Annotated in this window: 18 protein-coding genes; 12 read left to right on the forward strand and 6 right to left on the reverse strand. The window is 73.9% G+C overall.

Annotated elements, in window-relative coordinates; genetic code table 11:
• Nucleotides 1-6 precede the first annotated feature (6 nt).
• Genes NRO40_RS03185 through NRO40_RS03200 form a run of 4 tightly spaced genes read right to left on the reverse strand, consistent with a single transcriptional unit; the run spans nucleotide 7 to nucleotide 4,240 of the window.
• Nucleotides 7-552, reverse strand: a complete 546-nt coding sequence (locus NRO40_RS03185) for a thermonuclease family protein (protein ID WP_079047347.1) — start codon at nucleotides 550-552, stop codon at nucleotides 7-9.
• 51 nt (nucleotides 553-603) lie between these two features.
• Nucleotides 604-2,943 carry an ABC transporter permease gene (locus NRO40_RS03190; RefSeq protein ID WP_058944135.1) on the reverse strand — a complete coding sequence of 780 codons (2,340 nt, stop codon included), beginning with the start codon at nucleotides 2,941-2,943 and terminating at the stop codon, nucleotides 604-606.
• A 5-nt stretch (nucleotides 2,944-2,948) separates the two neighbouring features.
• Nucleotides 2,949-3,719, reverse strand: coding sequence for an ABC transporter ATP-binding protein (locus tag NRO40_RS03195; protein ID WP_058944134.1), 771 nt, complete (start codon nucleotides 3,717-3,719; stop codon nucleotides 2,949-2,951).
• A complete protein-coding gene (locus NRO40_RS03200; protein WP_058944133.1) occupies nucleotides 3,716-4,240 on the reverse strand; it encodes a PadR family transcriptional regulator in 525 nt (174 codons plus the stop codon). Before NRO40_RS03200 ends, NRO40_RS03195 begins: the two co-directional genes overlap by 4 nt.
• Nucleotides 4,241-4,370: 130 nt before the next feature.
• Between NRO40_RS03200 and NRO40_RS03205 the strand changes: the two genes are divergently transcribed.
• The 5 genes from NRO40_RS03205 (at nucleotide 4,371) to NRO40_RS03225 (ending at nucleotide 11,230) form a co-directional block, all read left to right on the forward strand.
• Complete coding sequence (locus tag NRO40_RS03205) at nucleotides 4,371-5,645, forward strand: ABC transporter substrate-binding protein (protein ID WP_058944132.1); 1,275 nt, start codon at nucleotides 4,371-4,373, stop codon at nucleotides 5,643-5,645.
• Nucleotides 5,646-5,883: 238 nt separating this feature from the next.
• Nucleotides 5,884-7,557: a glycoside hydrolase family 13 protein gene (locus tag NRO40_RS03210; RefSeq protein ID WP_058944131.1), complete on the forward strand. Its 1,674-nt coding sequence runs from the start codon at nucleotides 5,884-5,886 to the stop codon at nucleotides 7,555-7,557.
• A gap of 46 nt (nucleotides 7,558-7,603) precedes the next feature.
• Nucleotides 7,604-8,947 (forward strand): ABC transporter substrate-binding protein, encoded by a 1,344-nt coding sequence (locus tag NRO40_RS03215; protein ID WP_058944130.1) that lies wholly within the window; start codon nucleotides 7,604-7,606, stop codon nucleotides 8,945-8,947.
• A 13-nt stretch (nucleotides 8,948-8,960) separates the two neighbouring features.
• Nucleotides 8,961-10,313 carry an ABC transporter permease gene (locus tag NRO40_RS03220; protein WP_058944129.1) on the forward strand — a complete coding sequence of 451 codons (1,353 nt, stop codon included), beginning with the start codon at nucleotides 8,961-8,963 and terminating at the stop codon, nucleotides 10,311-10,313.
• Nucleotides 10,310-11,230: a carbohydrate ABC transporter permease gene (locus NRO40_RS03225; RefSeq protein WP_232791198.1), complete on the forward strand. Its 921-nt coding sequence runs from the start codon at nucleotides 10,310-10,312 to the stop codon at nucleotides 11,228-11,230. Before NRO40_RS03220 ends, NRO40_RS03225 begins: the two co-directional genes overlap by 4 nt.
• Nucleotides 11,231-11,234: 4 nt before the next feature.
• Here the strand turns inward: NRO40_RS03225 and NRO40_RS03230 are convergent, their stop codons facing one another.
• Nucleotides 11,235-12,485, reverse strand: a complete 1,251-nt coding sequence (locus NRO40_RS03230) for an acyl-CoA dehydrogenase family protein (RefSeq protein ID WP_058944128.1) — start codon at nucleotides 12,483-12,485, stop codon at nucleotides 11,235-11,237.
• Between the two features lie 141 nt (nucleotides 12,486-12,626).
• Between NRO40_RS03230 and NRO40_RS03235 the strand changes: the two genes are divergently transcribed.
• Nucleotides 12,627-13,274, forward strand: coding sequence for a TetR family transcriptional regulator (locus NRO40_RS03235; RefSeq protein ID WP_058944127.1), 648 nt, complete (start codon nucleotides 12,627-12,629; stop codon nucleotides 13,272-13,274).
• 131 nt (nucleotides 13,275-13,405) lie between these two features.
• Here the strand turns inward: NRO40_RS03235 and def are convergent, their stop codons facing one another.
• Nucleotides 13,406-13,951 carry a peptide deformylase gene (gene def, locus NRO40_RS03240; RefSeq protein ID WP_058944126.1) on the reverse strand — a complete coding sequence of 182 codons (546 nt, stop codon included), beginning with the start codon at nucleotides 13,949-13,951 and terminating at the stop codon, nucleotides 13,406-13,408.
• A 113-nt stretch (nucleotides 13,952-14,064) separates the two neighbouring features.
• Between def and NRO40_RS03245 the strand changes: the two genes are divergently transcribed.
• From NRO40_RS03245 to NRO40_RS03270, 6 genes are all read left to right on the forward strand, one after another.
• The gene (locus tag NRO40_RS03245; protein WP_058944125.1) at nucleotides 14,065-15,303 is read left to right on the forward strand and encodes a Mur ligase family protein; all 1,239 of its coding nucleotides are present in this window, start codon (nucleotides 14,065-14,067) and stop codon (nucleotides 15,301-15,303) included.
• A 27-nt stretch (nucleotides 15,304-15,330) separates the two neighbouring features.
• Nucleotides 15,331-16,059: a type 1 glutamine amidotransferase gene (locus NRO40_RS03250; protein ID WP_058944124.1), complete on the forward strand. Its 729-nt coding sequence runs from the start codon at nucleotides 15,331-15,333 to the stop codon at nucleotides 16,057-16,059.
• A gap of 225 nt (nucleotides 16,060-16,284) precedes the next feature.
• Complete coding sequence (locus NRO40_RS03255; RefSeq protein ID WP_058944123.1) at nucleotides 16,285-17,310, forward strand: 6-phosphofructokinase; 1,026 nt, start codon at nucleotides 16,285-16,287, stop codon at nucleotides 17,308-17,310.
• Nucleotides 17,311-17,412: 102 nt separating this feature from the next.
• Complete coding sequence (locus NRO40_RS03260; protein WP_058944122.1) at nucleotides 17,413-18,363, forward strand: cytochrome c oxidase assembly protein; 951 nt, start codon at nucleotides 17,413-17,415, stop codon at nucleotides 18,361-18,363.
• A gap of 93 nt (nucleotides 18,364-18,456) precedes the next feature.
• A complete protein-coding gene (locus NRO40_RS03265) occupies nucleotides 18,457-18,612 on the forward strand; it encodes a hypothetical protein (protein WP_198549427.1) in 156 nt (51 codons plus the stop codon).
• Nucleotides 18,613-18,703: 91 nt separating this feature from the next.
• Nucleotides 18,704-19,534 carry a pectate lyase gene (locus tag NRO40_RS03270; protein WP_058944121.1) on the forward strand — a complete coding sequence of 277 codons (831 nt, stop codon included), beginning with the start codon at nucleotides 18,704-18,706 and terminating at the stop codon, nucleotides 19,532-19,534.
• The last annotated feature ends 94 nt before the right edge of the window (nucleotides 19,535-19,628 follow it).

A 19,628-nucleotide genomic window follows, 5' to 3' on the forward strand; every position in this document is an offset into this window, starting at 1 on the left:
CAGTCGTCAGGGGGCCGGGCACGCGGACCACAGGCCCGCGCCGGCCTGGCGGGCCGCGGCCCGGGCCTCGGTCATCGTCTTCCCGTGCTTGTCGTTCGGCTCGAACAGCACGCTGGTGGCGTGGCCGCCGCGGACGAGGGACTCGTTGACGACGACGCCCCTGTCGTTCCGGACGTACAGCAGGTACCGGTCGAAGCGGTCTTTGAGCTCGACGACGCGCTCCGTGCGCGGCCTGCTGCCGACGGGCTGGAATTCGGCGGTCCGGGCGGTGGCCTCGCGGCTGGGGCAGTCACCCCGTTCGGGGGCGTCGACCTCCAGCAGGCGGACACGCGCGATGGTGCCGTCGGGGATGACCCTGCCGTCGCCCCGCACCTCGACGGTGTCACCGTCGATGACGCGCAGCACGACCGGTCCGCGCGGCCTGCCCTGATCCGGCTCGCCGGCGGTCGCGGTCGGCACCGGCCCGGCGAGGCCCACGGCCGCGGCGAGGGCGGCCGCGACGGCGCCCGACCGGCTCCTACGGCGCCGTGAGTTCCCTGAGGAAGGGCGCATGTCGCCCCTTCTCGTCCGGGATTCCCTGATTCGGTACAGCACCGTGGCGGGTCACGCGACCGCGCTGAGGGTGTCCACCAGGCGGCGGCGGGTGGCCCGGGCGGCGGGGAGGACGGCGAGGGCGACCGCGCCGGCGACGGCGGTCACGATGAGCGCCAGGAGGTGCAGCGGTGTCGGGCCGTGGGCGATGCCCGCGCCGACGCCGCTGGTGCGGCCCTCCTGGTCGATGAGCCAGTGGGCGAGCGGTACGCCCAGGGCCGTGCCGGCGGCGGCCGCGGTGAGGGTGGTGAGGCCGACGGCGGTGAGCGTCACCGCGGTGACCTGCCGGGGCGACAGGCCGACGGCCTTCAGGGCGAGCAGGTCGCGCTCGCCGTCGCGCACGGCGCCGCCGATGGCGGTGGACACCTCGGTGAGGCCGATGAGGGCGAGGACGGCGATGAGTCCGGCCGCCACGCCGCGCAGGGCGGCCAGCCGGTCGGCCGGGCCGGAGACCTCGTGGATGTCCAGGCGGCCCCGCGCGTCCCGGAGGAGCTCGGAGCGGACCGCGGCGGGGTCGGCGTCGGGGCGTAGCCGCAGGTGGTAGACGGTGGGTTCGAGGGCCGGGTCGTTCTCGCGGAGGGTGTCGAGGGACGTGGAGACGGTACGGCCGCCGTTGCCGGGTTCGATGCTGCGGCCGACGATGTGCAGCACCTGCGGCCGGCCGCCGACGGTGAGCCGCACCCAGTCGCCGACCCCGACGCCGAGCAGGTCGAGGAGGCCCTGCCCGGCCACCGCCTCGTCCGGTCCGGCGGCCGGTCGGCCCTCGGCGACGGTGTACGGGTAGGGGTCCTGCCGGGTGCCGAGGCCGCGCAGGGCGATCGTGCCGGTCTGGCCGGGGACGAGCGCGGCGACCTCCAGTCCGCGGTGGGCGGCGAGCACGTCGGGGCTGCGCTGCAGGAGGGCGCGTGCCTCGCGGTCGCCCAGGCCGTCGGCGGGGCGGGCGGTGAGCGCGGCGGGCAGGCCGAGCTGCTCGGGCCGGGTGTCGAAGCGTTCGATGGTGGTCCACGCGCCGAGGACGACGGTGATCAGCAGCAGGGGCAGGGCGAGCCGGGCGACGGTCGCCGGGGCCTGGCGGCCGCGGCCGAAGGCGCGGTGCCAGCCGAGGACGAGCGGGGCCGGCACGCCGGGCAGGGCGAGCGCGCGGCGCGCGGGCCGGGACAGGCCGCGTCCGGCCGCGGCGGCGGCCGCGGATCCGGCGGGTACGGGGGGCACGCGTCCGGCGCGCCAGGCGGCGAGGCCGGTGGCGGCGCCGATGAGGGCGACGACGACGACGGGGACGCCGAGCAGCGCGGCGGTGTGTCCGGGCAGGCCCTGCCAGACGCCGACGGCGTCGCCGGGCCGTCCGGGGAGCCGGCTGCCGAGCGCCTGGACGGCCGTGGTGGCGAGGGCCGCGCCGAGGACGGCGTAGGCGAGGTGCTGGGCGACGAAGACGCGGACGACCTGGCCGGGAGTGAAGCCGATGGCCTTGAGGACGGATATGTCGCGGAGGTGGCCGCGTACGCGGGTGCTGATCGCGCCGAACACGGCGAGCGCTGCGGCGGCGAGCGCGCCGAGCCCGAAGAGTCCGAGGACCCGGCCGAGGAGCCGGGTGTCGCCCTGCGCCTCGGCGCGGGCCTGCTGCCAGTGGGTGACGTCGGTGACGGCGCCGGCGCCGAGAGCGGTGACGGCGCGCTGGACGGCGTACTCGGCGTCGTCGCCGTCGGTGAGGCGCAGTCCGGTGACGCGGCCGGGCCGGCCGGGGGTGGCGCGTACGGTGTCGGCGGTCGCCCAGACCGTGCCGGCGCGCTCGCCGGGGCGGTAGCGGGGTTCCGCGGTGTCGGCGACGCCGACGACGGTCAGGGCGCGGGCGGTGCCGCCGGGCAGGGTGAGGGTGTCGCCTGGCCCGGCGACTAGGGCGGCGGCGAGACCGCTCTCCAGGACGACGCCGTCGGGGGCCGCCGGGTCGAGCCAGCGGCCGGCGGTGACGAGGGGGCGGCCGGTGGCGGGGGGCCGGGCGGGGGCGGCGCGCAGTTCGACGGCGGCGCGGGCACCGCGGGAGGCGACGGTGGTGGCGACGGTGTCGTAGGGGCCGGCGACGGCGGCGACACCGTCGAGCGCGGCGAGGCGGGCGGGATCGGCGGTACGCGCCGGGTCGGCGAGGCGGGCGGGGTCGGTGGTACGGCCGGTGTGGAGCCAGACGTGGGCGCCGTGCGACTGGGCGAAGACCCGCTGCCAGGGGTTGGTGGCGTAGCCGAAGAGGGCCGCCGCGACGAGCAGCGAGGCGACGATCCCGGCGGTGGCCGAGACGAGGAAGAGCGCTTCGCCGCGGTGGGTCCGCAGGTCGGCGTGTGCCCAGCGCAGCATGGCCCGCACGGCGGTCAGTCCCTCGGCTCGACGACGCGGGCGGGACCGGTGGCGCCCTCGTCGGCGAAGGTGACGTCGTCGGTGACACGGCCGTCGAAGAAGCTGATCACGCGGTCGGCCACACTGGCGAGCCGGGCGTCGTGGGTGACGAGGACGATGGTCTGGCCGCGCTGGTGGAAGCGGGCGAGGAGCCGCATCACCTCGCGCGTCCCCTTGCTGTCGAGGCTGCCGGCCGGCTCGTCGGCGAGGAGCAGGCGCGGCTGGTTGACCAGGGCGCGGGCGAGGGCGACGCGCTGCTGCTCGCCGCCGGAGAGCTCGCCGGGCATGCTGCGGGCCTTGGCGGCGAGGCCGAGCTCGTCGAGGAGCCGTTCCCGTTCGGCACGGGCGTGGCGCGCGGAGGCCCCGGCGAGCAGGGCGGGGAGCTCGACGTTGTCGGCGACGGTGAGGTTGGAGACCAGGTTGAAGAACTGGAAGACGAAGCCGATGCTGCGGCGGCGGTCCACGGCCCAGCGGGCCTCGGTGTAACCGTCGGTGGACTCGCCGTCGAGGCGGATGGTGCCGGCGTCGGGGCGCTGGAGCCCGCCGAGCAGGTGCAGCAGGGTGGACTTGCCGGCGCCGGAGGGGCCGGTGACGGCGACGAACTCGCCGCGCCGCACGGTCAGGTCGACGCCCCGGACGGCGTGGACGGGGCCGCCCTCGCCGTGGTGGGTCCTGACCAGTCCGCGCGCCTCCAGGAGGGGCGGGGGCGCGGTGGGCGCGGGCGTGGGGGCGGGGGTGTCGCTCATCGCGGTCCCTCCGTCCCTTCCAGCTCCTCCTGGCAGCGCTCCAGCCAGTCGAGGTCGGCCTGGAGGTGGAGCATGGCGCCCTCGATGAGCAGGTGGGCCGTGCGGTTGTCCCGGTTCTCGGTGGCGGCCAGCTTGGAGAGGGTGCGCATGGTCCTGAGGTACTCGCGTCGCTGTCGGTTGATGAGGGTGATCTGGTCGGCGAGGCCGGTGCGGGGGGCGAGGGCGAGCTTCATGAAGAACTCGTCCCGCACCCGGGGTTCGTCCGCGGTCTCCTCGAACCAGGCGTGCAGGGCCTCGCGGCCCGCGGCGGTGAGGCGGTAGATCTTCTTGTTGGGCCGGCTCGACTGGGCGACCTCCTCGCCCTCGATGAGCCCGGTCTTCTCCAGCCGGCCGAGGGTGACGTAGACCTGGCCGACGTTGGGCTGAGGGTACGCGGCGCCCAACAGCTGCTCAAGGTCCTGCTTGAGCTCGTACCCGTGCGCCGGCCCGCCGGCGAGGAGAGCGAGCAGCTGCATGCGCACGCGGGGGCTCTCCTTCGGTCGCGATACGGGCTCGATGTGCTGTGCGCCCTAGTATCGCGCAATGCCTAACAGGTATACATGCCCCTGACCTGACGAGGACGTCCGGTGCCGGTGCCACAGGGAGGAACCTATGCGGTGGACGCGTGCCGCGGGTAGGGGTCTCCTGGTCGCCGCCCTGCTGCTGGTGGCGGCGGTGGCGTCCGGCGTGCCCGGCGAGGGGCGGCGGGAGGGCGGACGCGGCCCGGTGACGCTGGCCACGGCGGGCGACCTCACCGGCTACCTCGGCCCGCTGCTGGAGGACTGGAACCGGCGGCGGCCCGCGGAGCGGGTGACGCTCGTGGAGCTGCCCGACTCGGCGGACGAGACGCGCGCGCAGATGATCACCGATCTGCGGTCGGGTGACGGCGGCCGCTTCGACGTGCTCAACATCGACGTGGCGTGGACGTCGGAGTTCGCGGCGGCCGGCTGGATCGCCCCGCTGGAGCGCCGGCGGTTCGCCCTGGAGGGGTTCCTGCCGCCGGTGGTGGACACCGCGACGTACGAGGGGCGGCTGTACGCCGTGCCGTACGTGACCAACGCCGGGATGTTGTTCTACCGCGCGGACGTGCTCCGGGCGGAGGGCGAGCGGCCGCCGCGCACCTGGGCGGAGTTGGCGCGGCAGGCGCGGACGCTCGCGCCGCGCCACGGCCTGGAGGGGTACGCGGGCCAGTTCCTGCCGTACGAGGGCCTCACGGTCAACGCCACGGAGGCGGTGTACTCGGCGGGCGGCGCCGTCCTCGACGGCGAGGGCGGGCGGGTGGCCGTGGACTCGCCGGCGGCGCGCGCGGGCGTGGCGTTCCTGGCCGGGGGCGTGCGGGAGGGCTGGATCCCCCGCGAGGCGCTCACGTACACGGAGGAGGAGTCCCGGCGGGCCTTCCAGGACGGCGGGCTGCTGTTCCTGCGGAACTGGCCGTACGCCTGGGCGGGCGCCTCGGGTCCCGGGTCGAAGGTCGCGGGCCGCTTCGGCGCGGTGCCGCTGCCGGGTCGGGACGGGCCGGGGACGAGCGTGCTGGGCGGGTCGAACCTCGCCGTGTCGCAGCGGGCGCGGCACGCGGAGACGGCCGCGGACCTGATCGCGTACCTGACGAGCGACGCCGTACAGCGCAGGGTCCTGACGGAGGGCGCCCTGCCGCCCGTGCGGGCCGCGCTGTACCGGGACGCGGCGCTGGTGGAGCGGTTCCCGTACCTGCCGGCGCTGCGGGAGAGCGTGCTGGCGGCCCGGCCGCGGCCCGAGAGCCCCCGCTACCAGCAGGTGAGCCTGGCCGTGCAGGCCGTGCTGCACGACGCGCTGGCGCAGCGCATGACGCCCGGGGCCGCGGTGCGGCGCCTCGCGGCGGAGCTGGACGCGGTCGCCCGCCGCGGCTGACCACTCACCCCCCACCACCCGCACCCTCCCCACTCTAGTTACCCGTTAGGCAACCGGCGCTGCCCTTCAGCGCCTTTCTTCATGTCCGGCCAGGGTCAAACCACCGCAAATACCGGCAACCGGCCGGTGTTTATAACTTCGTCGTTGACACGAGGTGAACCGTGCTACCTAACATGCATGCATAACGCCTGCTCCTCTGAGCGGCGCGCACCCTTCACGCAGAACAGGTCAACGGGTGATGCTCACAGCCCCGGCCGGCGACGGCCTCTCGCACCGCCTCACGCACCCCTGGTGGCGCGACGCGGTGATCTACCAGGTGTACGTCCGCAGCTTCCTCGACAGCACCGGCGACGGCATCGGCGACCTCGCCGGCGTCCGCACCGGTCTGCCGTACCTGAAGAAGCTCGGCGTGGACGGTGTCTGGCTGAGCCCCTTCTACCCCTCGCCGCAGCACGATCACGGCTACGACGTCGCCGACTACCGCGACGTCGACCCGGTCTACGGCGACCTCGCCGAGTTCGGGCGGCTGGTGGCCGACGCCCACCGGCTGGGGATCAAGGTGCTGTTGGACGTCGTCCCGAACCACTGCTCCAGCGAGCACCCCTGGTTCCGCGAGGCGCTCGCCTCCCCGCCCGGCTCCGCGGCCCGCGCCCGCTTCCACTTCGCCGACGGCCGCGGGCCCGGCGGCTGCGAGCCGCCGAACAACTGGCACGCGATGTTCGGCGGGCCCGCGTGGAGCCGGGTGACCGAACCGGACGGCACGCCCGGCCAGTGGTACCTGCACATGTTCACCCCCGAGCAGCCCGACCTGAACTGGCGCGAACCCGAGGTCGGCGCGTACTTCGAGGAGGTGCTGCGGTTCTGGCTGGACCGCGGCGTGGACGGTTTCCGCATCGACGTGGCGGCCGGCCTGTTCAAGCACCCGGACCTGCCGGACTCCCCCGACCCCGAGGCCGACGCCCGCACCCGCGACTCCGTCAACCCGCTCGCCTGGAACCGCCCCGAGGTGCACGACGTGTGGCGCCGGTGGCGGGCGGTGTGCGAGGGGTACACCGCCCGCGACGGCCGCGAGCGGCTGCTCGTCGGCGAGGTCTCGGTGCCGACGGCCCGCGAGCACGCCCTGTACGTTCGCCCCGACGAGCTGCACCAGGCGTTCTTCTTCGACCTGCTGGGCGCGCCCTGGGACGCCGCCGCCTTCCGCGGCGTCATCGACGAGGCGCTGCGCGACATCGCCGGCACGGGCTCCAGCGTCACCTGGGTGCTGAACAACCACGACCAGGTCCGCACCGTCACCCGGTACGGGGAGTCCGGCACCGAGGGCAGCGGGCTCGGCGCCGCCCGCGCCCGCGCCGCCGCCCTGCTGATGCTGGCCCTGCCCGGCGCCGCGTACATCTACCAGGGCGAGGAGCTGGGCCTGCCGGAGGTCGTGGACCTGCCGGACGAGGTGCTCACCGACCCGATCTTCCGCAGGACCGGCAGCCGCGCCCGGATACGCGACGGCTGCCGCGTGCCGCTGCCGTGGTCGGGGCACGCCTCGCCGTTCGGGTTCAGCGCCGGGGCCGAGGCGCGTCCGTGGCTGCCCCAGCCCGGCTGGTTCGCCGAGCACGCCACGGACCGCGCGCTCGCCGACACCCGCTCGTTCTGGCACCTGTACCGCGAGGGCCTCCAACTGCGGCGCGGCCTGCCCCAGCTGGGCGAGGGGCCGCTGCGCTGGCTCGAGGCGCCGCCGGGCGTCCTCGCCTTCGAACGCGGCGAGGGTCTGGTGTGCGCCGTGAACTTCGGCACCGCGCCGGTGCCCTCCCCCGCCGCCGGGCTCCCGCTCCTGTCGAGCGGGCCGTGCCCGCCCGGCACGCTGCCCGGCTCCACCGCCGCCTGGTGGATCTCCGACGGCGCCCCCTCCCCCACCCCCTGACGTCCCACCGCCCTCCCGACCCCGAACCCCTTCGAAAGGTACGGACATGATGAGACGACGCTTCACCACCGCCTGCTGCTCGGCCCTCACCCTCGCCCTCGCCCTGGGCACTACCGCCTGCGGCGGCGACCCGGTGACCGCGGCGGGCGGCGGCGGCAAGGACCTCGCCGGGAAGACCCTGACCGTCGCCGGCGTCTGGTCGGGCGCCGAGCAGAGGAACTTCCAGAAGGTGCTGGACGCCTTCACCGAGAAGACCGGAGCCCAGACCCGGTTCGTGTCGACCGGCGACAACGTCTCCACCGTCGTCGGCAGCAAGATCGAGGGCGGCAACGCCCCGGACGTGGTGATGGTCCCGCAGGTCGGGGTCCTGCAGCAGTTCGCCGCCCGCAAGTGGCTCAGGCCGCTCTCCGAGAAGGTCGGGAAGTCGGTCGACGCCGGGTACGCCCCGGTGTGGAAGGAGTACGGCTCCGTCGACGGCACCCTGTACGGCCTGTACTTCAAGGCGTCCAACAAGTCGACCGTCTGGTACAGCCCGGAGGCCCTCGACCAGGCGGGGGTCAAGCCGCCCCGGACGTACGAGGAGATGCTCGCCGCCGGCCGCACGGTCGCCGACTCGGGCCTGCCGGCCTTCTCGGTGGCCGGCGAGGACGGCTGGACGCTGACCGACTGGTTCGAGAACGTCTACCTGTCGCAGGCGGGGCCGGAGAAGTACGACCGGCTCGCCCGGCACGAGATCCCGTGGACCGACCCCAGCGTGGTCCGGGCGCTCACGACGCTCTCCGCGCTCTTCTCCGACGACCGGTTGCTGGCCGGCGGCCGCAAGGGCGCCCTCGCCACCGACTTCCCCGGCTCGGTCGAGAAGGTCTTCGGCCCGAAGCCGGGGGCCGGGATGGTCTACGAGGGCGACTTCGTGGCCGGGATCGCCGCGACCGAGTTCGGCCGGAAGATCGGCGAGGACGCCACGTTCTTCCCGTTCCCGCCGGTCGGTACCGGAGCCGCGCCGGTCGTCAGCGGCGGTGACGCGGCCGTCGTCCTGAAGGACGGCAGGAACCAGGAGGCCGCGATGGCGTTCCTGGAGTTCCTCGCGACGCCTCAGGCGGCCGCGGTCTGGGCGGCCGAGGGCGGCTTCATCTCCCCGAACAAGGGCCTCGACCTCGGCGCGTACGGCGACACCACGCTGCGGGCGACCGCCAAGTCCCTCGTGGAGGCCGGGGACTCCGTCCGGTTCGACATGTCGGACCAGGCGCCGGCGGCGTTCGGCGGGACGAAGGGCGCCGGTGAGTGGAAGATCCTCCAGGACTTCCTGCGCGACCCGTCCGACCCCGCGGCCACCGCCGCGCGGCTGGAGGCGGCCGCGGCCAAGGCGTACCGCACCGCGAACCAGGGCTGAGGCGGCCGGCCCCATGACCGACGTCACCACACCCGTCCGGCGCGGACCCGCGGACCCGCGGACCCGCGCCGGACGGCGCCGGCGCACCGTCGCCGTCGCCTTCGTCCTGCCCGCGCTGCTGCTGCTCGGCGCGCTGGTGGTGTACCCCGTCCTCTTCTCCGTCGGCCGCAGCTTCTTCGACGCGTCCGGGACCCGCTTCGTCGGCGCCGACAACTACACGGCGATGTTCCGCGACCCGGCCACGCTCCAGGCCGTCCGCAACAGCACGATCTGGGTGGTCGTCGCGCCCACCCTGCTGACCGGCCTCGGACTGGTCCTCGCGGTGCTCGTCGAGAGGATCCGCTGGGCGTCCGCGTTCAAGCTGCTGCTCTTCCTCCCCATGGCGGTGTCGTTCCTCGCCGCGGGCATCATCTTCCGGCTCGCGTACGAGGAGGACCCCGACAAGGGCGTGCTCAACGCGGCGGTGGTCGGCGTGCACGACGTGTTCGCCGACGGGTCCTCGTACCCCGGTGCGCGCGCCCGGGACGCCGAGGGCCTGCGCCGGACCGCGGACGGGGCGTACGAGACGGCCGGGCCACTCGCGCCCGGCGGCAGGGCGCTCCCGCTCGGGCTGGTCGGCGTCAGACCGGCGGACGTCCCCGACGGGGCGCGCCCCGCCACCGGGGCGGCCGGGGCCCGGCCGGGCCCCGGCGAGCTGCGCGGCGTCGTCTATCTCGACTTCACCCCGGGCGGCGGGGGGCGTCCGGGGCGGGTCGACGCGGCCGAGCGCGGCCTGCCCGGCCTGACCGTGGAGGCGGTGCGCGACGGCGACGCGGTCGCCACCGCCACCACGGGGGCGGACGGGGCGTTCCGCTTCGACGGCCTGGACGCGGGCGGCACGTACACGGTCCGGCTGCCGGCGGAGAACTTCGCCGCGCCGTTCTCCGGCGTGTCGTGGCTGGGCCCGGCCCTGGTCACCCCGGCGATCATCGGCGCCTACCTGTGGATCTGGACCGGCTTCGCCATGGTCCTCATCGGCGCGGGCCTGACGGCGCTGCCGCGCGACGCCCTGGAGGCGGCGCGGATGGACGGGGCGAGCGAGTGGCAGGTGTTCCGCCGGATCACGGTGCCCCTGCTGGCGCCGGTGCTGACGGTCGTCTTCGTCACGCTGGTCATCAACGTGATGAAGGTCTTCGACCTGATCTACATCATCGCGCCGGGCCCGGTGCAGCAGGACGCGACGGTCCTGGCCACCCAGATGTGGCTGGTGTCGTTCGGCGGCGGCAACGACCAGGGGCTCGGCAGCGCGCTGGGCGTCCTGCTCCTGCTGCTGGTGGTCCCCGCGATGGTCTTCAACGTCCGCCGCTTCCGCAGGAGCCAGTCATGACCGCGACCGCGACCGCCCCCGTGACGCCGCCGGCGGCGGCGCCCGCCCCGCCGGCACCCCGCCCCCCGCGCCACCGGCCCCGCCGGCTGCGGCGGTGGCTAGGCAACGGCCTCGTCCAGGCGTTCCTGCTGGTGGTGGGGCTGGTCTGGATCACTCCGGTGGCCGGTCTGCTGCTGTCGTCGCTCCGCTCGGCGCAGGACAGCGCGTCGAGCGGCTGGTGGACGGCGCTGGCCGACCCGGGGTCGCTCTCGTTCGCCAACTACGCGTCGCTGCTTCAGAACGCGGGCATGACGCAGGCGTTCTGGAACACCGTGCTGATCTCCGTACCGACGACCGTCCTGGTCGTCGTCATCGCGGCGCTGGCCGGGTACGCCTTCGCCTGGCTGGAGTTCCCGGGCCGGGACTGGTTGTTCCTGCTGGTGGTGGCCCTGCTGGTGGTGCCGGTCCAGGTGGGCCTGCTCCCGGTGGCCAAGCTCTTCGGCCAGCTGGGCCTGTTCGGCACCATCCCGGGCGTCGTCCTCTTCCACGTCGCCTACGGGCTGCCCTTCGCCGTCTTCCTGCTCCGCAACTACTTCGCGGAGATGCCGCGCGAGATGCTGGAGGCGGCCCGGATGGACGGCGGGGGCGAGTGGCGGATCTTCACGCACCTGGTACTGCCGGTGGGCCGCCCGGCCATCGCCAGCCTCGCCGTCTTCCAGTTCCTGTGGGTGTGGAACGACATGCTCGTGGCGCTGCTGTTCGCCGACTCGTCGTCCCAGCCGCTGACCGTGGAACTCCAGTCGCAGGTACGGCAGTTCGGGAGCAACATCGACGTCCTGGCGCCGGGCGCGTTCCTCTCCCTGGTCGTCCCGGTGGTCGTGTTCCTGGTGTTCCAGCGCCACTTCGTGCGGGGGGTGATGGCCGGTTCGGTGAAGTGACGCGTCAGCGGATCGGCACACCGGAGAGGGTGCGGGCGATGACCAGGCGCTGGATCTCGCTCGTGCCCTCGAAGATCGTGTAGATCGCGGCGTCCCGGTGCATGCGCTCGACCGGGTACTCGCGGGTGTAGCCGTTGCCGCCGAGGATCTGTACCGCCTGGGCCGTGACCTCCTTGGCCACCTCGCTCGCGTACAGCTTCGACATGGAGCCCTCGGCGGCCGTGAAGGGCTTGCCGTTGGTAGCCATCCAGGAGGCGCGCCACACGAGGAGGCGGGCGGCGTCGATACGGGTGCGCATGTCGGCGAGCTGGAAGGCGACGCCCTGGTTGTCGATGACGGGCCGGCCGAACTGGTGGCGGGTGGTGGCGTAGTCGAGGGCGACCTCGTACGCGGCGCGGGCGGTGCCCACGGCCATCGCGCCGACGGCCGGGCGGGACGCCTCGAAGGTGGCCATGGCGGCGTTCTTCACGCTCCCCCCTCCTCCGGCCGGGGAGCCCACCGCGCCCTCGCGGGCCTTCTCACGGGCGCGGGCGAGGCGCTCGTCCAGCTTCTCCTTGCCGCCGAGGAGGCAGGAGCCGGGGACGCGGACGTCGTCCAGGACGACCTCGGCCGTGTGGGAGGCGCGGATGCCGTGCTTCTTGAACTTCTGCCCCTGCGCGAGACCGGGGGTGCCGGGCGGGACGATGAAGGAGGCGTGGCCCCTGGAGCCGAGCTCCGGGTCGACGACGGCCACGACGACGTGGACGCCGGCGATGCCGCCGTTGGTGGCCCAGGTCTTGGTGCCGTTGAGGACCCACTCGTCCTTGGCCTCGTCGTACACGGCGCGGGTGCGCATGGCGGCGACGTCGGAGCCGGCGTCGGGCTCGGAGGAGCAGAACGCGGCGACCTTGACGTCGTCGGGAGTGCCGTACATCTGGGGGATCCAGGTGCCGATCTGCTCCTCGGTGCCGTTGGCGAGGACGCCGACGGCGGCGAGGCCGGTGCCGACGATGGACAGGGCGATGCCGGCGTCGCCCCAGAACAGCTCCTCCATCGCCACCGGGATGCCGAGGCCGGTCGGGTCGAAGTACTGCTGCGCGTAGAAGTCGAGGGAGTAGATGCCGACCTTGGCGGCCTCCTGGATGATCGGCCAGGGGGTCTCCTCGCGCTCGTCCCACTCGGCGGCGGCCGGGCGGATCACGTCCTCGGCGAATCCGTGCAGCCAGTCACGGACCTGCTTCTGGTCGTCGTTGAGCTCGAGCGTGAACCCGGCCATGCGTCCTCCTGCGGCGTACATTGTTACTAGCGGTAACCGCAGTCTGTTACCGGTAAGTAGAGGCTGTCAACCGGCAGCGCGCACCGGGTCGGTGTTACGTTGCGCTGGCCTCAGGAACAGCGACGGGCGGGGAGAGACGCTATGGAGACCACACACCGGACCGAGCAGCAGCGGTCGGCCGAACAGCGGCGGCGCGAACTGCTGGAGGCGGCCGACCGGGTGGTCCTGCGCGACGGACCGCAGGCGTCCATGAACGCCATCGCCGCCGAGGCCGGCATCACCAAACCGATCCTGTACCGCCACTTCGGTGACAAGGGCGGGCTGTACCGCGCCCTCGCCAAGCGCCACACCGACGCCCTGCTCGCCGCGCTGCGCGCCGCGCTGGACGCCCCCGCCGGGCGCCGGCAGCGCGTCGAGGCGACCCTCGACACGTACCTCGCCGCGATCGAGGCCCGGCCACAGGTGTACCGGTTCCTGATGCACCCCTCCGAGGACGCCGCCCAGCAGCAGGAGCAGGGCTTCGACGTCGGCCGCCACTCGGCGCCGGTGCTGCGCCGGATGGGCGAGGAGCTCGCCGACGTCATCGCCGAGCGCATAGACCTGGGCGAGGGCGGCGAGGCCGTGGCCCGGGTGTGGGGCCACGGCATCGTCGGCATGATGTACGCGGCCGGCGACTGGTGGCTGGGCGAACGCCCCTGCGGCCGCGCCGCGCTGGTGTCGGCCCTGGCCGACCTGTTGTGGGGCCGGCTCGCCGAGGCAGAGGACCGCATCGGCGTCCCGCGCTTCTGAGCAGGCCGGCGGGGGTCGCCGGGCACCGCCCCGGGCCGACGGGGTCAGCCGGGCGCCACCCCGGGCCGGGAGGGACAGTCGCCGCCGCACGCCGGGAGGGTCAGAGCCGGCGCCGCCCCACGCCGGGAGGGTCAGCCGGCGCCGCCCCAGGGGGCCCGGCGGGCCGCCCGCAGCACCCGGGCGCGGCGCCAGCCGCCGAGGCGGTCGGGGTAGACCAGCCCGTCCAGGTGGTCGCACTCGTGCTGGAGGCAGCGGGCGAAGAACCCCGTGCCCTCGACCCGCACCGGCTCGCCGCGCACGTCGACGCCCTCGACGACGGCCCGGTCGAACCGCTCGGTCCCGGCCTCCAGTCCGGGCAGCGACAGACAGCCCTCGGGGCCGCGCACCGTCACCCCGTCCGCCTCCACCAGGCGGGGGTTGACGACGTGGCCGAGGTGACGGACGTCCTCGTCGTCCGGGCAGTCGTAGACGAAGACCCGCTGGGCGACCCCCACCTGGTTCGCCGCCAGACCGACACCGTTCGCCGCGTACATCGTGGCGAACAGGTCCTCCACCAGACGGGCGAGGGAGGGCCCGAAGTCGGTGACGGTCTCACAGGGGGCGTGCAGCACGGGCGAGCCGAGCAGGCTCATCGCCCGCACGGCGCCGGAACTGCCGGGGATCGGCCGGTTTCGCATGGCGTCAGGGTACGTTCCGGTCCGCCACCAGCTCCCCGGCAGGTGGCGGGGTTCGGGACCACGACCGGATCTCGATAGGCTGAGGCGGACCCACGCTAGGAGGAACAAGGACGATGGCAGGCAACTCGGAGCCGCTGTCGCCGCGCGCCAAGCTGGCCGTGACGGCGGGCAAGGCCGCGGCGGCGGTGTCTCGCGCGGCGGGACGCGGCAGCGGATCGGTGATCGGCGGCCGGGTGGCGCTCAAGCTCGACCCCGACCTTCTGGGCCGGCTCGCGCAGCACCTGGACGTCATCCTGGTGTCGGCGACCAACGGCAAGACCACCACCACGCGACTCATCGCCGAGGCGCTGCGCGCCAGCGGCCCGGTCGTCTCCAACGCCCTCGGCGCGAACATGCCCGCGGGCATCACCTCCGCCCTGGCAGGTGGATCGGACGCGAAGTACGGCGTCATCGAGGTGGACGAGAAGTACCTCGCCGGAGTCGCCCGTGACACCACGCCTAAGGTGATCGCGCTGCTGAACCTCTCGCGCGACCAGCTGGACCGCGCCGCGGAGACCCGCATGCTCGCGGAGAAGTGGCGCGAGGGCCTGGCCGGCACGAAGGCCGTGGTCGTCGCCAACGCGGACGACCCGCTCGTCGTCTGGGCCGCCTCCTCCTCCCCGAACGTGGTGTGGGTGGCGGCCGGCCAGGAGTGGAAGGACGACGCCTGGTCGTGCCCGGCCTGCGGCGGTGTGATGCAGCGCCCCGGCGACGACTGGTTCTGCGGTGAGTGCGGCTTCCGCCGCCCGGCCCCGACGTGGGCGCTCAGCGGCGACCACGTCCTCGACCCGCACGGCTCGGCCTGGCCGATCCACCTGCAGCTGCCGGGCCGCGCCAACAAGGCCAACGCCGCCAGCTCCGCCGCGGTGGCCGCCGTGTTCGGCGTGCCGCCCCAGGTCGCGCTGGAGCGCATGTACCAGGTGCAGGCCGTCGCCGGCCGGTACGACGTCGTGTCCTTCGAGGGCCGTGACGTGCGGCTGCTCCTGGCGAAGAACCCCGCCGGCTGGCTGGAGACGTTCTCCCTCATCGACCGGCCGCCGACGCCGGTGGTGCTCTCGGTCAACGCGCGCGGCGCGGACGGTACGGACACGTCGTGGCTGTGGGACGTCGACTACACGCGGCTCGCCGGCCACCCGATCTTCGTGATCGGCGACCGCAGGCTGGACCTCGCCGTCCGGCTGGAGGTCGCGGGCCTGGACTTCCGGGTGTGCGAGACGCTCGACGAGGCGGTGCAGCTGGCCCCGCCCGGGCGCATCGAGCTGATCGCCAACTACACCGCGTTCCAGGACGTACGCCGCCGCGTCGGCAACTGACCCCGACCTCCGAGAGGACGAGAGAGCATGAGCGACAGCAGCCTGCGTCTGGTGTGGGTCTACCCCGACCTGCTCAGCACCTACGGCGACCAGGGCAACGCCCTCGTCGTCGAGCGCCGCGCCCGGCAGCGCGGCCTGGACGTGCAGCGCGTGGACGTCCGCAGCGACCAGCCGGTGCCGACCTCCGGCGACATCTACCTGATCGGCGGCGGCGAGGACCGGCCCCAGCGGCTGGCCGCCGAGCGGCTGCGGCGCGACGGCGGTCTGAGCCGCGCCGCCGAGAACGGCGCGATCATCTTCTCGGTCTGCGCCGGGTACCAGATCCTCGGCCACGAGTTCATCAACGACCTCGGCGAGCGGGAGCCGGGCCTCGGCCTGATCGACGTGGTCTCCACGCGCGGCGAGGGCGAGCGCTGCGTCGGCGACGTGCTCGCCGACATCGACCCGCGCCTGGGCCTGCCGCAGCTGACCGGCTTCGAGAACCACCAGGGCGTCACGCACCTCGGCCCGACGGCGCGCCCCTTCGCGCGCACCGTCTTCGGCAAGGGCAACGGCACCGGCGACGGCACGGAGGGCGCGTACAACGACACCGTCTTCGGTACGTACATGCACGGCCCCGTCATGGCCCGCAACCCGCAGATCGCGGACCTGCTGCTGAAGCTGGCCCTCGACGTGAACGCGCTGCCGCCGACCGACGACCGGTGGTACGAGGCGCTGCGCGCCGAACGCATCGCGGCCGCCAGCCAGCCGGCCTGACCCGCCGGCCGGGACGCCGACCGAAGGACGCCCCGGGGCGGCCGCACGACCCGTGAGCGGGCGGCGGCCGCCCCTGCGCGCACCGTCTTCGTCTGTTCCTCCGAAGTCCGTCCACGGGTCGGACGTCCGGTTCGGCCGCCCCGCCCCTCGCCGGTAGGGTGGCGGTGATCCAGGCCGGACGACGTGGTCCGGGAGTCGGCCCACGTTGCAAAGGTATTTCGGGCTATGCGCATTGGTGTGCTCACCTCCGGCGGCGACTGCCCCGGTCTGAACGCAGTCATCCGTTCCGTCGTGCACCGCGCCGTCGTCGACCACGGTGACGAGGTCATCGGATTCCACGACGGGTGGAAGGGCCTGCTCGAAGCCGACTACCGCAAGCTCGACCTCGACGCGGTGGGCGGCATCCTCGCCCAGGGCGGCACGATCCTCGGTTCCTCCCGGGTCCAGCCGGCGCACCTCGTGGACGGGGTGGAGCGGGCGAAGGGGCACGTCGCCGACCTCGGCCTCGACGCGATCATCCCGATCGGCGGCGAGGGCACCCTGAAGGCCGCGAACCTGCTCTCCGAGGCGGGGCTGCCCATAGTCGGCGTCCCCAAGACGATCGACAACGACATCGCCTCGACGGACGTCACCTTCGGTTTCGACACGGCCGTCGGCGTGGCCACGGAGGCACTGGACCGGCTGAAGACGACGGCGGAGTCGCACCAGCGCGTGCTCATCGTCGAGGTCATGGGCCGGCACACGGGGTGGATCGCGCTGCACTCCGGCATGGCGGCCGGCGCGCACGCCATCGTCGTACCGGAGCGGCCGTTCGACATCGACGAGCTGACCGCCCGCGTCGGCGCCCGTTTCGCGGCCGGCAAGCGGTTCGCGATCGTCGTCGCCGCCGAGGGCGCCAAGCCGCGGGCCGGCTCCATGGACTTCGACGAGGGCGGCAAGGACGTCTACGGGCACGAGCGGTTCGCGGGCATCGCGCGGCAGCTGTCGATCGAGCTGGAGCGGCGCCTCGGCAAGGAGGCCCGCCCGGTGATCCTCGGCCACGTCCAGCGCGGCGGCACGCCCACCGCGTACGACCGCGTCCTCGCGACGCGCTTCGGCTGGCACGCGGTGGAGGCGGCGCACCGCCGCGAGTTCGGCATGCTGACCGCGCTGCGCGGCACGGACATCGTCATGGTGCCGCTCGCGGAGGCCGTCGAGACCCTCAAGACCGTCCCCGGCGAGCGGTACGCGGAGGCGGAGACCGTCCTTTGATCCGACCCCGCCGCGAAGCCGCCCCCGGTCGCCGACGCGACCGGGGGCGGTTCTAGTCTGGTGCCGCAAGCGGACAAGCCAGCACGAACCAGGAGCCGCCGGATGGATCACGGGCACGGCATGACGTCGGACCTGCCGCCGTTCACGCTGGAGCGGGGGCTGGCGTACTCGCCGGACACGTTCTTCCTGGTCGGCTGCCTGCTGGCGTTGGCCCTGTACGGCTGGGGCGTGCTGCGGCTGCGGCGGCGCGGTGACGCCTGGCCGGTCGGCCGCGTCGTCTTCTTCACGCTCGGTGTGCTCTCGGTGGCGCTGGTGATGTGCACCGGGCTCAACGACTACGGCATGGTCATGTTCAGCGTCCACATGGTGCAGCACATGGTGATCAGCATGCTGTCGCCGATCCTGCTGCTCCTCGGCGCCCCGGTCACCCTCGCGCTGCGGGCGCTGCCGGTCGCGGGCCGCGGCCGCGGCAAGGGACCGCGCGAGCTGCTGCTGTGGCTGCTGCACAGCCGGTACATGCGGGTGATCACGCACCCCGCCTTCACGATCCCGCTCTTCATCGCGAGCCTGTACGCGCTGTACTTCACCCCGGTCTTCGACTTCCTCATGGGGTCCACGACCGGGCACATCGTGATGATGGTGCACTTCCTCGCGGTGGGCGTCGTCTTCTTCTGGCCGATCATGGGCGTGGACCCGGGCCCGCACCGGCCCGGCTACGTCATGCGGATGCTGGAGCTGTTCGCGGGCATGCCCTTCCACGCCTTCTTCGGGATCGCGCTGATGATGGGCTCGGAGCCGATGGTCGGCACGTACGCGAACCCGCCGGCCTCGCTCGGCATCGACGCCCTGGCCGACCAGAACGCCGCCGGCGGCATCGCGTGGGCGTTCAGCGAGATCCCGTCCGTGGTCGTGCTGGTCGCGCTGCTGTACCAGTGGTACCGCTCCGAGCAGCGGGTGGCGAAGCGCGCCGACCGGGCCGCCGACCGGGACGGTGACAAGGAGCTCGCCGCGTACAACGCCTATCTCGCCTCCCTCCAGGTGCGCGGCCGGTAGCACCGAGGGGGGCCGGCCGGTGCCGGCCGGTGGCGCCGGGGGGCCCTGCGGGGCGACCATGGCAGCAGGCCCGCGGGCCAGGAGGAGGGCGCCATGTCCGGAACCAAGACCATGGGAACGCTCACGGTGGGCGCCCTGGTGCTGATCACGGCGTACACGGTCGGGCTGGGCAGCAGCGGCTGGCTGTGGTTCGCCTGGATCGTGCTGGGGCTGGTGACGCTCGGGATGGTCGCGACCCGCGACGGTTGAGCGACGGGCCGATTTTTTTCCTCGAGGGCGGCAACCCATCCGGTGGCGGCGGCGACCACCGGGTGCACGTACCCCCCAGCAGAGGAATCACATGAGTTCGACCACACAGCCGCGCGCCCGGCACCGCCGCACGCTCACCCGCCGCCGCGCACTCGTCGGCGGGGCCGCCGCGCTCGGCCTCACCGGCGCCGCGCTCGCCGGGACGGGTCTGCTGAGCCCCGCGGGCGCCGCTTCCGCCTGGCCCGCGCCGAAGGAGAACGTGCCCGTCGCGAAGACGATCACCTTCGGCGGCACGTACGACGGCAAGCTGCAGCGCTTCCACGGCAGCGGCGCGCTGGGCGACGGCGGGCAGGACGAGAACCAGGCGCCGCTGTTCACGCTGAAGGACGGCGCGGTCCTCAAGAACGTCGTGATCGGCGCCCCCGCCGGTGACGGCGTCCACTGCCTGGGCAGCTGCACGCTGCAGAACGTCTGGTGGGAGGACGTCGGCGAGGACGCCGCGTCCTTCAAGGGCAAGTCCGCCTCCGCGGTCTACCGGGTCGAGGGCGGCGGCGCGCGGAAGGCGTCCGACAAGGTCTTCCAGTTCAACGGCGCGGGCACCCTGCGGATCAGCGGCTTCCAGGTCTCGGACTTCGGCAAGCTGGTCCGCAGCTGCGGCAACTGCTCCAAGCAGTACAAGCGGACGATCGTGCTCGACGGCGTGGACGCGACCGCCCCCGGCAAGCAGCTGGTGGGCATCAACTCCAACTACGGCGACACGGCGACGCTGCGCAACGTCCGCATCCACGGTGACAAGGGCCGCAAGCTCCAGCCGTGCGCCCACTACCAGGGCAACAGCAGCGGCAAGGAGCCGAAGCAGCTGGGCAAGGGCCCGGACGGCAGCTTCTGCCGGTACGGCGCGTCGGACGTCACCTACCGGTGACGTGCCCCGCGCCCGGGCGGCGCGGGGAGGCACGTACCCGAAGGACCCGGGGGCCGTGGCGGACGTCCGCCACGGCCCCCGGCACGCGTCCGGG

Origin of the sequence: Streptomyces changanensis, from assembly GCF_024600715.1 — a bacterium.
GTDB lineage: Bacteria > Actinomycetota > Actinomycetes > Streptomycetales > Streptomycetaceae > Streptomyces > Streptomyces changanensis.

Bases quoted from the DNA above. Each gene is read 5' to 3' on its own strand.
- NRO40_RS03185 (WP_079047347.1), bottom strand. From the start codon at position 552: ATGCGCCCTTCCTCAGGGAACTCACGGCGCCGTAGGAGCCGGTCGGGC.
- NRO40_RS03195 (WP_058944134.1), bottom strand. From the start codon at position 3,719: ATGAGCGACACCCCCGCCCCCACGCCCGCGCCCACCGCGCCCCCGCCC.
- NRO40_RS03205 (WP_058944132.1), top strand. From the start codon at position 4,371: ATGCGGTGGACGCGTGCCGCGGGTAGGGGTCTCCTGGTCGCCGCCCTG.
- NRO40_RS03210 (WP_058944131.1), top strand. From the start codon at position 5,884: ATGCTCACAGCCCCGGCCGGCGACGGCCTCTCGCACCGCCTCACGCAC.
- NRO40_RS03215 (WP_058944130.1), top strand. From the start codon at position 7,604: ATGATGAGACGACGCTTCACCACCGCCTGCTGCTCGGCCCTCACCCTC.
- NRO40_RS03220 (WP_058944129.1), top strand. From the start codon at position 8,961: ATGACCGACGTCACCACACCCGTCCGGCGCGGACCCGCGGACCCGCGG.
- NRO40_RS03225 (WP_232791198.1), top strand. From the start codon at position 10,310: ATGACCGCGACCGCGACCGCCCCCGTGACGCCGCCGGCGGCGGCGCCC.
- NRO40_RS03230 (WP_058944128.1), bottom strand. From the start codon at position 12,485: ATGGCCGGGTTCACGCTCGAGCTCAACGACGACCAGAAGCAGGTCCGT.
- NRO40_RS03235 (WP_058944127.1), top strand. From the start codon at position 12,627: ATGGAGACCACACACCGGACCGAGCAGCAGCGGTCGGCCGAACAGCGG.
- def (WP_058944126.1), bottom strand. From the start codon at position 13,951: ATGCGAAACCGGCCGATCCCCGGCAGTTCCGGCGCCGTGCGGGCGATG.
- NRO40_RS03245 (WP_058944125.1), top strand. From the start codon at position 14,065: ATGGCAGGCAACTCGGAGCCGCTGTCGCCGCGCGCCAAGCTGGCCGTG.
- NRO40_RS03250 (WP_058944124.1), top strand. From the start codon at position 15,331: ATGAGCGACAGCAGCCTGCGTCTGGTGTGGGTCTACCCCGACCTGCTC.
- NRO40_RS03255 (WP_058944123.1), top strand. From the start codon at position 16,285: ATGCGCATTGGTGTGCTCACCTCCGGCGGCGACTGCCCCGGTCTGAAC.
- NRO40_RS03260 (WP_058944122.1), top strand. From the start codon at position 17,413: ATGGATCACGGGCACGGCATGACGTCGGACCTGCCGCCGTTCACGCTG.
- NRO40_RS03265 (WP_198549427.1), top strand. From the start codon at position 18,457: ATGTCCGGAACCAAGACCATGGGAACGCTCACGGTGGGCGCCCTGGTG.
- NRO40_RS03270 (WP_058944121.1), top strand. From the start codon at position 18,704: ATGAGTTCGACCACACAGCCGCGCGCCCGGCACCGCCGCACGCTCACC.